The sequence below is a fragment of the Methylobacterium mesophilicum genome (assembly GCF_036441335.1).
Taxonomy (GTDB): Bacteria; Pseudomonadota; Alphaproteobacteria; order Rhizobiales; family Beijerinckiaceae; genus Methylobacterium; species Methylobacterium mesophilicum_B.
In genome coordinates this window covers 846,219-859,141 of the sequence record NZ_MLBW01000034.1, presented here as the reverse complement: position 1 = coordinate 859,141, position 12,923 = coordinate 846,219, and the positions used below count along the sequence as shown (strand labels likewise).

Genomic DNA, 12,923 nt, shown 5'->3' with positions numbered 1-12,923 from the left:
CCCCGCGATGACCGACGCGCTCCCCGCATCCGGACACTTCGTCGATCCGGCGCCCTTCGAGCCGGAGGCCCGGGGGGAAAGCCCCGTCGCCACGGCCTCCGCGTGGCGGCTCATCCTGCGCAAGTTCCTGCGCCACCGCTTGGCCGTGGCTTCTGCCCTGATCCTGCTCGCGCTCTACGCGACCGTGCCGTTCGTCGAGCAGCTCGCGCCCTACGGACAGGCCCGCCGGAACGGCGATTTCCTCTACGCGCCGCCGCAGGGCGTTCACCTGTTCCACGAGGGCCGATTCGTCGGGCCGTTCGTCTACCCGTACCGCGCCCATCTCGATCTCGACACGTTCCGCCGGGACTACAAGGTCGACGCGTCCGCTCCGCAGCCGCTGCGGTTTCTCTGCCGGGGCGACGGCTACGACTGGCTCGGGCTCGTCCACACGGACCTTCACCTCGTCTGCCCGCCGGACACCGGTACCCTGTTTCTCCTCGGTACCGACAAGCTCGGGCGCGACCTGTTCTCGCGCATGATCTACGGGGCGCGGATCTCGCTCACCATCGGCCTCGTGGGCGTCGCCATCTCGTTCGCGCTCGGGCTCTTCTTCGGCGGCATCGCGGGCTATTTCGGAGGCCTCGTCGACGCCGGGGTCCAACGGCTGATCGAGGTGGTCCGCTCCCTGCCGGAGCTGCCGCTCTGGCTCGCCCTGTCGGCGGCGCTGCCGCCGAACTGGAGCCCGCTGCTGATCTTCTTCGGCATCACGGTGATCCTCGGGCTGCTGGACTGGCCGGGGCTGGCGCGGGCGGTGCGGGGCAAGCTCCTGGCGCTGCGCGAGGAGGATTTCGTTCAGGCTGCCGAGCTGATGGGCGCCTCGCCCGCACGGGTGATCGGCCGCCACCTGATCCCGAACTTCATGAGCCACCTGATCGCCTCGGCGACCCTGTCGATCCCGACCATGATCCTCGGCGAGACCGCCCTGTCGTTCCTGGGCCTGGGTCTCAGGCCGCCGGTGACCAGCTGGGGCGTGCTGCTCAACGAGGCGCAGAATCTCGCGGCGGTTCAGCTCTACCCCTGGCTGCTCCTGCCGGTCCTGCCCGTGCTGGTGACCGTGCTGGCGTTCAACTTCATGGGCGACGGGCTGCGCGACGCGGCGGATCCGTACCACTGACGGTGGACGCCGCGCCGGGCGGTTCGCACCATGGGCCGCGCGCCGTGCCGGCCTAGCCCGCGAGGGGTAGCGGCGCGATCCGCGTGGGCGCGGCGACGCCCTTGCGCTCGAGGAGGCCCGGCGGCGGGACCGGGGCATCGATCGTGCACACGACGCCGCTCGGTTCGTAGCTCAGCACGACTTCGCCGGCGAGCTCGCGCGCCAGGCTGCGCTCGATCAGGCGCGAGCCGAATCCGGTCCGCGTCGGCTTCTTGACCGGCGGCCCGCCCCGCTCGGACCAGCGGAGCGAGAGCTGCATCTCCTCGAGGCGCCGCACCGTCCAGGAGATCTCGACCGTGCCGCCCTCCGTCGAGAGCGCCCCGTACTTCACCGCGTTCGTGCCGAGCTCGTGCAGGGCCATGGCGATGGACAGCGCGAGCCGCGGCGGCAGCCGCAGGGCCGGTCCCTGAACCTTGAAGCGCGACGCCCGACCGTCGCCGGCCTCCAGCGGCCGGATCGCGTCGGCGACGACGGCTGAGAGTTCCGCACCCTCCCAGCTCTCCCGGGTCAGGACGTCGTGCACCCGTGCCAGGGCGAGGAGGCGCGCCTCGAAGGCGGCGCGCGCCGCATCGGCCTCCGCCCCCTCCAGCCCGCGCAGCGACTGGGCCGCGATCGACTGCACCGTCGCGAGGGTGTTCTTCACCCGGTGGTTCAACTCGTGGATCAGGAGCAGGAGGTGCTCCTCGGCGTTCTTCGTGTCGGTGATGTCGATGTTGCAGCCGGTGTAGCCCAGGAAGTTCTGGGCGTCGTCGAGCCGCGGGACGCCCTCGCACTGGAGCCAGCGCACCGCCCCCGTCCGGTCGATCACCCGCGACTCGGTGCGGAACGGGACCCGGGCCTCGAACGCCTCCGTGAAGGCGGTCCGGAAGCTCTCCAGGTCGTCGGGATGCACGATCTGGTGCCAGCCGTCGTCGTTGAACCGCGCGGCCGGCAATCCGAACAGGTGCTCGAAATGGAGATTGGCGAAGCTGACCGCGCCGGTCTCGTCGGTCATCCAGATCAGGGCGGGCGCCGAATCGGCCATGTGCCGGAAGCGCGCCTCGGACTCGCTCAGGGCACTGAGGCCGCGCTTGGTCTCGGCCAGCGCCCGGTCGCGCTCCTCCTCGCGGGTGCGCAGCCGCAGCGACGCCTCCGACAGCACGACGCCGAGCCGCTGGATCTCGTGCACCGGCGACGACACGCGCGGGATCGCCTCGCCCCGGGCCAGGGCCGGCCCGGACGCCGCCAGCAAGCGGAGGGGGCGCGAGACCCGCGACCACAGATTCACCGCCAGGAGCGACGAGGTGGCGAGCACCAGAAGGCCGAAGCCCGCGAAAGCCCAGATCCAGCGCCGCACCCGCGCGTCGACGAGGGCCTGCGGGATGCTGGTCGCCACCATCCAGCCGGTGAGCCGCGAGCGCGCCTCGATCACCACCACGGGCTTGTGCTGGCGGTCCTGGCCCTCCCAGACCCCGGGGGTCGACGACTGCACTTGGCGCAGGCTGGCGAGGCGCTGCTTGCCGACGACGGCGTCGGGATCCGGCAGGCGCGCCAGCACGATGCCGGACCGGTCGCTGATTCCCGTCGTCCAACCCGGAACGACCTCGCGCGACAGGATGCCCTGGAGGCGCGACAGCGGGACGGTGAAGCTCAGGATGTAGCCGACTTCCCCGTCGACCATCACCGGTACACCGACCGCGTAGGTGGCCTCGCCCGGCATCGGGCCCGGGACGTAGCCGCTCACCATGGCGCGCTGGGTGCCGCGGGCCAGGTCCTGGTCGAAGGGAAGCGTGACGATCGGCATCGGGGCGCCGCGCGGAACGCCGGTGTTCACCACCTCCTGCCCGTTCGGCCGGCGCAGGAGCACGTCCAGATCGATCGATTCGCGGACGAGGCGCGCCTGGGCGTCGAAGGCCTCGAACTCGCCCTGTCGGATCCGCGGCGAGGTCGCCAGCGTCTGCAGCACCGACACGAGGCCGGCCGTGTCGCGGTCGAGGGACAGGCCGATGCCGCGCACGTTCTCGCGGGCGTCCTGCTCGAACCGCGCCCGCTCGGCCGAGGCGTAGCGCATCAGCAGGATGCCGGTGAACAGCAGGCCCGGACCGATCAGCGCGATCACCAGCGCGACGAGGTAGACCTGGGTGGAGAAGCCGTTCCGCCCGAAGCGGTGAAGCCGCCGCGACAGCCAGGAGCGGCGCACGGGGATCACCGCGGGGACGCCCGCGCCTTCGGCTTGATGGTCCGGACTCAAGCGGGGTCCGTCCCCTGCCCGCGGCGCCCCGCGGGCTCGTCGCCGTTCCCTCGCCTCATGACCGATCGATATGACCGAGATCGCGCGCCGGGTCGAGGTGGTCGCGCACCCGCTGCTTCAGCGCCTTCACATCGGGGAAGCCGCCGTCGCGCACCCGCTCCCAGAGGAGCGCGGAGCCCAGCTCGATGCGGAATGTGCCGCCGGTGGCCGGGACCAGGGCGACCTCACCGAGATCGTCGCGGAACGTGGAGAGGAGTTCCTGCGCCATCCAGGCCGCGCGGAGCAGCCAGTTGCACTGCGTGCAGTAGGTGATCGCGACGCGCGGCCGCCCCGGCCCCGCCGCGCCCTCCGCCGTCACGTCGCTGCCGGGCTTCGCGCCCGCTCGCCCCTCGTGCATGCCCGCACAGCGCACCGGGTCGGCGGCCTTGTCAACCTCACGCGTGCACACGATGGCGAGCCTCCCGGTCCGAGAGGGCCGCGCCCGGCCGCGACGCACCGGGATCTCGCAGGGCCAGCGCGCGGTCGCCCGGTCGTCGCCAAACATCTCCGGCCGCGCTTGACGCCGCGGCCTGCCGCGCTCTAGAAGGCCCGCCACCGGGTCGCGACGCCCTCGACGGCGAGCGACGATGGCGTGCGCTCAGGTGGCACACCGGTACGGACGGTTAGCACAGCGGTAGTGCGTTCCCTTCACACGGGAAAGGTCGCAGGTTCGATCCCTGCACCGTCCACCATTACTCCCCATCCCCCGAAGGTCTGATCGTGCGGCTCCCCGCGTCGGTTTGCCACCCGAAAAGCGCGTGCTAAGGGCGCTCGATCGGTGAACGCATAAGCTTGGACCCGGCCCGATCCGGGTCGCAGGTCACGGGCAGGGGAAGGGCGGGAACAGCCATGAAGGATATCCTCGACAAGCTCGAAGAGCGGCGGGCGCAGGCCCGGCTCGGCGGCGGTGAGAAGCGCGTCGAGGCCCAGCACAAGCGCGGCAAGCTCACGGCGCGCGAGCGCATCGAACTCCTCCTCGACCACGGGTCGTTCGAGGAGTTCGACATGTTCGTGCAGCACCGCTCCACCGATTTCGGCATGGAGAAGCAGAAGATTCCCGGCGACGGCGTCGTGACCGGCTGGGGCACGATCAACGGCCGCACGGTCTTCCTCTTCTCGAAAGACTTCACGGTGTTCGGCGGCTCCCTCTCGGAGGCGCACGCCCAGAAGATCGTGAAGGTGCAGGACATGGCGCTGAAGATGCGCGCGCCGATCATCGGCATCTTCGACGCCGGCGGCGCGCGCATCCAGGAGGGCGTGGCCGCGCTCGGCGGCTACGGCGAGGTGTTCCGCCGCAACGTCATGGCCTCGGGCGTGATCCCGCAGATCTCGGTGATCATGGGTCCGTGCGCGGGCGGCGACGTCTACTCGCCGGCCATGACCGATTTCATCTTCATGGTGCGCGACACGAGCTACATGTTCGTGACCGGCCCCGACGTGGTGAAGACCGTCACCAACGAGGTCGTGACCGCCGAGGAACTCGGCGGCGCCAAGGTCCACACGACGAAGTCGTCGATCGCCGACGGCTCCTTCGAGAACGACGTCGAGGCGATCCTGCAGATCCGCCGCCTCCTCGACTTCCTGCCGGCCAACAACATCGACGGCGTGCCGGAGCTGGAGAGCTTCGACGACGTCAACCGGATCGACGCGTCCCTCGACACGCTGATCCCCGACAACCCGAACAAGCCCTACGACATGGGCGAGCTGATCCGCCGCGTGGTGGACGAGGGTGACTTCTTCGAGATCCAGTCCGCCTACGCGCGCAACATCATCACCGGCTTCGGCCGGATCGAGGGCCGCACGGTCGGCTTCGTGGCCAACCAGCCGCTGGTGCTCGCGGGCGTGCTCGATTCGGACGCCTCGCGGAAGGCCGCGCGATTCGTGCGCTACTGCGACGCCTTCGGGATCCCGATCGTGACCTTCGTGGACGTGCCGGGCTTCCTGCCGGGTACGGCGCAGGAGTACGGCGGCCTGATCAAGCACGGCGCCAAGCTGCTCTTCGCCTACTCGCAGGCGACGGTGCCGCTGGTCACGATCATCACCCGCAAGGCCTTCGGCGGCGCCTATGACGTCATGGCGTCGAAGCACGTCGGCGCGGACGTGAACTACGCGTGGCCGACGGCGCAGATCGCGGTGATGGGCGCGAAGGGCGCCGTCGAGATCATCTTCCGAAGCGAGATCGGCGATCCGGAGAAGATCGCGGCGCGCACCGGCGAGTACGAGGACCGCTTCCTCTCACCGTTCGTGGCGGCCGAGCGCGGATACATCGACGAGGTGATCATGCCGCACTCGACCCGGCGCCGGATCGCCAAGGCCCTCGGCATGCTCCGCACCAAGAAGATGGAGCAGCCCTGGAAGAAGCACGACAACATCCCGCTCTGAGCGGGCGCGCGGGTCGGCGGCTGCCGCCGCCGGCCTCAGCTGCGGTTGCTGTTCTCGATCACCGCGCACAGCGTCAGAGGGCCCTTGTCGGGCGATACCATCGCCGAACAGGTGACCCGGGCACCGCCGAGGTCGATGTTGCTGTGCCGGAGCTTCGTGGCCGTGGCCTGGGCGCGGTGCGCGGCCTCGGTGATCACGGCGGCATCGATGCCGGTCACCGCGTGACCGGCGTGGCCGAACAGGTCGTAGTATGTGTCGGGAGGGTTGGCGCCGCGAAACTGCGCGCCCACCGAGGACAGGTCCGGCGCGCCGCAAGCCAGCGTCAGGGTCATGTCCGGACCGGCCGTGAAGCTCGCGTAGTCGCTCCGGCGCTCGGACGTCTTGGCCGCCGTCTCGGCCGTGACCTTGTCGACCAGTGCGTCGCACGACTGGGCCCACGCGTTGCCGGAGCCGGCCGAGAGGGCGGTGAAGACGAGGAGAGGCAGAAAGGCGCGCATCTCCGCGAGGTAGCGCTCCAGGCTGGAAATGCGAGCGGCGCGGCGTTCCGGCGCGCCCGACCTCACCCGCTCCGGGTCAGGCGGACTCGCCCCGCTTCTGGACCAGGACAGGGCTTTCGCCGACGAGGAGGCGCCGCTTGAGGCGGGCGATGCCCTCGCGCTGCAACTCGCTGGGCGGCGAGTGCGCGCCGGCCACCTGGGTCAGCATCGCGATCAATTCCCCCCGCTCGGCCGGCGTCAGCGCGTCGCGCAGCAGCGGCGCCAGGGCGTCGGCGGCCTGCGAGAAGGGCAGCCGCGCCTGCGTGTAGCCCCAGGCCCGCTCGAAAGTGGCCGAGATCCGATCCACCTCCAGCGGCGTCTCCATGTATTCGAGGATCCGCGTCTTCTCGCTGGCGGTCAGGGGGCTGCCCGTCCGGACCAGCTGGATCATCAGGATCACCGCCGCCAGGCGCGGGTCGCGGACGCGCTGCAACGGCGTCCCCACGAGGCTCTCGAAGGTCGAGACGGCGCGGCGCTGAAGCCCCTTCGTGTCCCGGTTGACCTCCTGCAGGCCCTTCACGGTCCCGTGCGTCCGCAAGATCCAGAACAGTCCCGCGACGATGATCCCGATGAGGCCGAGCAGGATCGGCATGTGCGTCCCCAGATCGAATCGACGCGGGACGCTCTCACGCACCTCTCGGTGTGTCAAACCGTCATCAATGCCTGCGGATTACCGTCGTGAATCGCGGAACCGGGATCGGCGGCGGGACATCCATTGCGCGCGACCTGGATCTACTTCGCCGACGCGGCCGCCGGCGGCGTTCGTGCGGCGCTTCCTCGACCATCGGATGATCAGCTGGCGGCCGCGTCCGATGTGCCGAGTTCGAGGAGAACGATCTCCGGGGGGACGCCCATCCGGACCGGGATGCGGCTCATCCCGAAGCCGCCCGAGACGATCATGTGGCGGCCGTCTTGGATGACGTGGCCGTAGGAATAATCGTGCCCGCGCACCTTGCGGATGGCGGGCGCGTGGCCGAACAGCCGGACCTGACCACCGTGGGTGTGGCCGGCGAGGGTCAGGGAGACGCGGTCGGGCACCGAGACGAAGATGTCAGGCTCGTGGGCCATCAGGATCACGGGCGCCGAGTCCGTGACCGCCCGCAGCGTTCCGGGCAGGTCGGCGAGGCTGAACGAGCTCCACGCGTTGAAGAACGGCTGCTGGTCACCGAGCCCGGCCAGCCAGAAGGGTCGCCCGTCCTTCGCGAGGCGCACGGCCTGATTCTCCAGCACCGGTATGCCCTGCGCCTCCAGCAAGCGCCGGACCGCCGGAACGCCTCGGCCGGCCCGCTGGACCGCGTGGTCGTCCCACCAGTCGTGGTTGCCGAGGATCGCGTGCGTGCCGAGAGGCGACTTCAGCTCGGTCATCATCCGGGCGAACTGGTCGAGCGGCAGCTTGCGCCACGCGATGCGCCCGGCCGGGTAGTCGCCGAGCAGCAGGACCAGATCGGGCTCGAGTGCGTTGGTGGCCGCCACGATCTCCGCCACCCGGTCGAACGGCATATACGGCTCGCAGATGTGGAAATCGGCCAGCACCGCCACCCGAAGGCGGAGCGCCGGGTCCCAGCGCGGCAGGGTCGGCGCGTAGGACGTGACCACCAGCCGGTGCAGCGGCTCGACGTCGAAGGCGTAGACGCCCGTCGCGGCGGTGAGACCGGCACCCACGCCGAGCCCGGTCAGGAACTGCCGTCGGCTCGGCATGATCAGCATCGTGATGAGACCTGTTGGTTCTGGAGCCCGCCGGCGTCCCGCTAGGCGCGCAGTCCGGCGAAAGCGGGGCGGGACCGGCGTCACGGCCGCGAGACACTGGCCGGAAAACGGTCGGCGGACCGTGGCCTGCCGCCGCGCTCGGTCTATAAGACAGTGTCTCGTCCAGCGAAATGATCCGGAACCAGATGTTGAACCGCCCCCTGCGCATCGGCACCCGCGGCTCTCCGATGGCGCTCGCGCAGACCGGGATGGTGCGCGACCGGATCGTGGCGGCCAATCCGGGCCTCGAGACCGAGCTGGTGGTCGTGACGACCGTGGCCGACAAGATCCTGGATCGGCCCCTGTCCGAGATCGGTGGCAAGGGCCTGTTCACCAAGGAGCTCGAGCAGGCCCTGTTCGCCGGCGAGGTCGACGTCGCCGTGCACTCCATGAAGGACGTGGAGACCTGGCTCCCCGACGGTCTCACCATCGCCTGCATCCTCGCGCGCGACGACCCGCGGGACGCGTTCCTGTCGCCGCACGCCGACGGCCTGGCGGGGCTGCCGGCGGGCGCCCGAGTCGGGACCTCGTCGCTCCGTCGCGGCGCGCAGGTGCTGATGCGGCGGCCCGATCTGCGGGTGGTGCCGCTGCGGGGCAATGCCAATACCCGGATGCGCAAGCTCGAGGCCGGCGAATGCGACGCGACGCTCCTCGCCCTGGCGGGCCTGCAGCGCCTCGGCCTGGAGAGCATGGCGCGCAGCGTCCTGTCGGTCGAGGAGATGCTGCCGGCGGTGGCGCAGGGCGCCCTCGGCATCGAGTGCCGCACGGACGACTCGGTGATCCGCGAGCTCCTGGCGCCCGTCGCCTGCGCGCCGACCACCATCGCGGTGTCGGCCGAGCGGGCGCTGCTCGCGGAACTCGACGGGTCGTGCCGGACGCCCATCGCCGCGCTCGCGCAGATCGACGGGGACGACCTGCGGATCGACGGGCTGCTGTTCCTGCCCGACGGAAGCCGCCACTGGGCCGCGTCCCGGCAGGGGAGTGTCGCTGAGGCGGAGCGGATCGGCCGCGAGGCTGGCGCGGCTCTCAAGGCGGCGGCCGGCGATACCTATACCCGCCATCTCCAGTGAGTCCCGGCCGATACCGCCCGTGACTGTGGTCGACGTCGTCACGCACGCCGTCACCGTCGGCTCCCCCTGCCCCGCCATGTCCGGAGTGCGAGACCGCGACGCGGAGGCTATGCGGAAGGTCGCTGGGTATCCGGCGGCCGACCGCGCGGTCGCGGTGGATGAGGGCGGCCGCGTCGCAGGCGATCGGCCGGCGGATCCTTCACCGATCGGGGTCTCTCCGCCTCGTCGGCGCGGCGCTTCAATCCGTCTTGCCGTCCCGATCGCGGCGGATGCTGCGGCGGACCGCGATGAGCTGCCAGATCCCGATACCCAGCGCCAGGGCGAAGACGAGGCCGATATCGAAGGCGGCGAATAGCCCGTCACGCACCGGTGAGTCTCCGGCGCGTTGGTCAGGACGGCGCGGAGCGGCCGAACGCCTCGCGCTCGCGCATCCGCTCGATCAGGTCGAGCACGTGCACGACCCGGCCGCCCACGTCCCACCAGGGCCTCAGTGCCGGTCGCTCGCGCGCCGGCAGGAACGGTTCGGCTTTCACCGCCTCGATCAGGAACGCCGTCTCGGCGAGGGGCCCCGTGCCGAGACCGGACGCGTCCGCGGGCGTGCGGATCGCGCGGGCGATCAGGACGAGTTTCCGCCCGGTCGTGACCCGGGCGCGGTGACGGACCGAATCGTAGCCCCGCGCCGCCAAGACCCGGCCGATCTCGGCATAGATCAGTCCCGCCGCTCGGATCGCGGGCCGGCAGCCGCGGGGCAGCACCGCGATCCCGGCCTCGGCGCGGGTGTACAGGCTGTCGGCCTCGGCGAGGAGACGGGCCACGACGCCGGCCAGCGCCGGGCTCGACCGCGGATCGGCCAGGAACGCGTCCGGATCGAGGCCGGCCTCCCGCATCCAGTCCAGCGGAAGGTAGAGGCGGCCCATCCGCGCGTCCTCGCCGACGTCGCGCGCGATGTTGGTGAGCTGCATCGCCGCGCCGAGGTCGCAGGCCCGGGCCAGCGCGTCGGCATCGCGGGTGCCCATGATCAGGGCCATCATCGCCCCGACCGAGCCCGCCACCCGGGCGGCGTAGGCGTGGAGCGCGCTGAGGTCGGCGTAGCGCCGGCCCTCGGCATCCCACGCGAAGCCCTCGATCAGCGCGCGCGGCAGCGCCTCCGGGATCGCGTGGGCCGCGACGATCGCCGCGAAGGCGCGGTCCGCCGGGGCATCGGCGGGACGGCCGGCATAGGCTTGGGCGATCCGGGCCTCGAGACGCGCCACCGCGCTGCGCCGGTCGGCCGGACTCGCCGCATCGTCGACGAGGTCGTCGGAGAGCCGGCAGAAGGCGTAGAGCCCGTAGGCCGCCTCGCGCATGTCGGCCGGCAGGAGCTGGCCGGCCGCGAAGAAGCTCTTCGAGCCGGCCCGGATCGCCACCCGGCAGGCGGTGCGGTCGGCCGCGGCGGCGAATTCAGGCGGTAACGCGGGCATCGGGGACCACGCTGTCGAGGATGCGGGCGGAGGAGAGCACCCCCGGGAGGCCCGCACCCGGATGCGTGCCGGCCCCGACGAGGTAGAGATTGCGGATCGCGTTCGACCGGTTGTGCGGACGGAACCAGGCCGATTGCGTCAGCACCGGCTCCAGGCCGAACCCCGATCCCCGATAGCTCAGGAAGTCGTCCTGAAAATCCAGCGGCGTCGTCACCTTCGAGGTCACGAGGTCTTCCGTCAGGCCGGGCATCACGCTCGCTTCCAGCATGGCGGCGATCCGGCGCCGATACGGTTCGGCGAGGGACTGCCAATCCTGGCCGCCGGCGAGGTTGGGAACCGGGGCCAGCACGTAGAAGGCGTCGCAACCCGGCGGGGCCAGGCTCGGATCGGTCGCGGTCGGCCGGTGCAGGTACAGGCTCGCGTCCTCGGCCAGGACCTTGCGGTCGAAGATGTCGGCGAGCAGGCCGCGGTATCGGGGCCCGAGCAGGATCGTGTGGTGATCCACCGCCGGGTAGCGCCGCTTGGTGCCGAAGTACCAGACGAACAGCCCCATCGAGGAGCGCGCGCGCTGGAGGCGCCGCGCGCTCCAGCGCTGCGCCTCCGGCAGCAGGCGCGCGTGCGTCACGGCCGAGTCGGCGTTGGACACCACGAGGTCGGCCGCGATCGTCTCGCCGCTCGTCAGGTCGACGCCCGTGGCCGTCCCCCCCTCCACGCGGATTCGCGCGACCTCGACGCCGAGGCGCAGGCGGCCGCCCTGCGACCGGACCAATCGCACCAGCCCGTCGACCAGCTGACCCGTGCCGCCCATCGCGAAGTGGACCCCCCAGCGCCGCTCGAGGTCGGCGATCAGGCAGTAGATGGCGCTGGCCCGGAACGGGTTGCCGCCGATCAGCAGCGGGTGGAAGCTGAACACGGTGCGCAGCCGCTCGTCGCGGATGAAGCGGGACACCACCTCGTGCACCGAGCGGTGTCCCGAGAGGCGCACCAGGTCGGGCGCGATCTTCAGCATCGCGCCGACGCTGCCGAACGGCACGTGACCGAGCTGCTCGAAGCCGATCCGGCACACGGCGCGGCTGTGCGCCATGAAGCGCTCGTAGCCCGCGACGTCGTCCGGCGCGAAGCGCGCCACCTCAGCGCGCATGCGGTCGAGGTCGCCGCTGTAGGCGAAGGACGAACCGTCGGCGAAGCGGATCCGGTAGAACGGATCCATCGGCACCAGCGTCACGTCGTCGGCGAGCCTGCGGCCGGCCAGCTGCCAGAGTTCCTCGAAGAGTTGCGGCGCCGTGACGATGGTCGGCCCGGCATCGAAGGTGAAGCCGTCCTGCCGGTGGACGCGGGCCCGTCCCCCGGGCTGCGCGAGTCGCTCCAGCACGGTGACCCGATAGCCGCGCGCGGCCAGCCGGACCGCCGCGGCGAGGCCGCCGAAGCCCGAGCCGACCACGACGGCGTGCGGGCGCCGATCGATCTCTTGCGCAACCCGATGGTCGACCGCGAGTGTCAGCATTAGTTGACACTATCGCGGTCCTTTCCCGGCGCGCAAGACCGAAAACAGGCGCGGCCGTGACGAGATGCAGGGCGTTCAGAACTCGCCCGCGAGGCCGGCGCGGACGCCCACGGCGTTGTCGCCGCCGTAGGCCACGCCGGCGGTCACGGCGATCGGAACGCAGCAAGTCGGCAACCGGTGCGCCACGGCGAGTCCGCCGGCCCACTCGCCCCGATAGGTCGCCCCATTGGTGGCCCAGGTCGTCTTGCCCGGCGCCGACGGCATTGGCGCGGTCGCCATCGCGATGGCCATGGCGACGCCCTGGCGGGCCTCCTTGCGGGTCTGGATCGCGTAGCGCTGAACCGAGTCGGTCTTGGCTTCCAGGTTGTTGACCTGCGCCTGCACTGAGTCGATCCGGTTGCCGAGTCCGGCGATCGTCGAGGGTCCGTAGGCCGAGGCCGCGAGGTTGCCGTTGGCGTCCGTGGTCACGAAGGCCGTGGCTCCGCTCTGGGCGGCGGCGCTCGCCTGCGAGGCGATGCCGGCAAGCCTGTAGGTGTTCGCGGAATTGCCGATCGCGACTTGGTTGGCCTGGGTCGTCTTGACGTTGGCGCCGATCGCGACCGTGTTGGCCTGGTTGGCGGCCGCCCCGTTGCCGAGCGCGACGCTGTTGTTGCCGGCCGCCGAGGCGGCCGCACCGACGGCGGTCGAGCCGGTCCCGGTCGCGCCGGCGACGAAGCCCAGGGCGGTGCTGCCGGCTCCNGGCGACGAAGCCCAGGGCGGTG

12 protein-coding genes, 1 tRNA gene and 1 pseudogene are annotated in these 12,923 nt (G+C 71.3%); 4 read left to right on the top strand and 10 right to left on the bottom strand.

Going from position 1 to position 12,923, the window contains the following annotated elements; translation table 11 throughout:
- Window positions 1-7 precede the first annotated feature (7 nt).
- Window positions 8-1,156 (top strand): ABC transporter permease, encoded by a 1,149-nt coding sequence (locus MMR14E_RS24780; RefSeq protein WP_331317949.1) that lies wholly within the window; start codon window positions 8-10, stop codon window positions 1,154-1,156.
- Window positions 1,157-1,208: 52 nt separating this feature from the next.
- Here the strand turns inward: MMR14E_RS24780 and MMR14E_RS24775 are convergent, their stop codons facing one another.
- Both MMR14E_RS24775 and MMR14E_RS24770 read right to left on the bottom strand, forming a co-directional pair.
- Window positions 1,209-3,374 carry a sensor histidine kinase gene (locus MMR14E_RS24775; RefSeq protein WP_331317948.1) on the bottom strand — a complete coding sequence of 722 codons (2,166 nt, stop codon included), beginning with the start codon at window positions 3,372-3,374 and terminating at the stop codon, window positions 1,209-1,211.
- 106 nt (window positions 3,375-3,480) lie between these two features.
- A complete protein-coding gene (locus MMR14E_RS24770) occupies window positions 3,481-3,822 on the bottom strand; it encodes a SelT/SelW/SelH family protein (protein WP_331317946.1) in 342 nt (113 codons plus the stop codon).
- 259 nt (window positions 3,823-4,081) lie between these two features.
- Between MMR14E_RS24770 and MMR14E_RS24765 the strand changes: the two genes are divergently transcribed.
- Together MMR14E_RS24765 and MMR14E_RS24760 are read left to right on the top strand one after the other, a co-directional pair.
- Window positions 4,082-4,156 (top strand) — tRNA-Val (locus MMR14E_RS24765).
- A 157-nt stretch (window positions 4,157-4,313) separates the two neighbouring features.
- On the top strand, window positions 4,314-5,846 hold the full coding sequence (locus tag MMR14E_RS24760; protein WP_020091972.1) for an acyl-CoA carboxylase subunit beta: 1,533 nt from the start codon (window positions 4,314-4,316) through the stop codon (window positions 5,844-5,846).
- A gap of 35 nt (window positions 5,847-5,881) precedes the next feature.
- On the opposite strand, the gene MMR14E_RS24755 is transcribed toward MMR14E_RS24760, so the two are convergent.
- From MMR14E_RS24755 to MMR14E_RS24745, 3 genes are all read right to left on the bottom strand, one after another.
- A complete protein-coding gene (locus MMR14E_RS24755) occupies window positions 5,882-6,343 on the bottom strand; it encodes an ABC transporter ATPase (RefSeq protein WP_331317944.1) in 462 nt (153 codons plus the stop codon).
- A gap of 76 nt (window positions 6,344-6,419) precedes the next feature.
- Window positions 6,420-6,974, bottom strand: a complete 555-nt coding sequence (locus tag MMR14E_RS24750; protein ID WP_331317942.1) for a TerB family tellurite resistance protein — start codon at window positions 6,972-6,974, stop codon at window positions 6,420-6,422.
- A 200-nt stretch (window positions 6,975-7,174) separates the two neighbouring features.
- Window positions 7,175-8,089 (bottom strand): metallophosphoesterase, encoded by a 915-nt coding sequence (locus MMR14E_RS24745; RefSeq protein ID WP_331317940.1) that lies wholly within the window; start codon window positions 8,087-8,089, stop codon window positions 7,175-7,177.
- A 185-nt stretch (window positions 8,090-8,274) separates the two neighbouring features.
- Between MMR14E_RS24745 and hemC the strand changes: the two genes are divergently transcribed.
- Window positions 8,275-9,198: a hydroxymethylbilane synthase gene (gene hemC, locus MMR14E_RS24740; protein ID WP_331317938.1), complete on the top strand. Its 924-nt coding sequence runs from the start codon at window positions 8,275-8,277 to the stop codon at window positions 9,196-9,198.
- A gap of 238 nt (window positions 9,199-9,436) precedes the next feature.
- Here hemC and MMR14E_RS24735 read toward each other — a convergent pair whose 3' ends face one another.
- The 5 genes and pseudogenes from MMR14E_RS24735 to MMR14E_RS24715 all read right to left on the bottom strand — a co-directional run.
- Window positions 9,437-9,565 carry a hypothetical protein gene (locus tag MMR14E_RS24735; RefSeq protein WP_331317936.1) on the bottom strand — a complete coding sequence of 43 codons (129 nt, stop codon included), beginning with the start codon at window positions 9,563-9,565 and terminating at the stop codon, window positions 9,437-9,439.
- Between the two features lie 22 nt (window positions 9,566-9,587).
- Window positions 9,588-10,658: a phytoene/squalene synthase family protein gene (locus MMR14E_RS24730; protein ID WP_331317934.1), complete on the bottom strand. Its 1,071-nt coding sequence runs from the start codon at window positions 10,656-10,658 to the stop codon at window positions 9,588-9,590.
- Window positions 10,639-12,162: a phytoene desaturase gene (locus MMR14E_RS24725; protein WP_331317932.1), complete on the bottom strand. Its 1,524-nt coding sequence runs from the start codon at window positions 12,160-12,162 to the stop codon at window positions 10,639-10,641. The genes MMR14E_RS24730 and MMR14E_RS24725 overlap by 20 nt, the downstream gene beginning before the upstream one ends.
- A 75-nt stretch (window positions 12,163-12,237) precedes the next feature.
- Entirely contained in the window at window positions 12,238-12,630 is a 393-nt protein-coding gene (locus tag MMR14E_RS24720) for a hypothetical protein (RefSeq protein WP_331317931.1), read from the bottom strand.
- 150 nt (window positions 12,631-12,780) lie between these two features.
- Window positions 12,781-12,882: pseudogene (locus MMR14E_RS24715) on the bottom strand (hypothetical protein); the annotation flags it as partial.
- Between the last annotated feature and the right edge of the window lie 41 nt (window positions 12,883-12,923).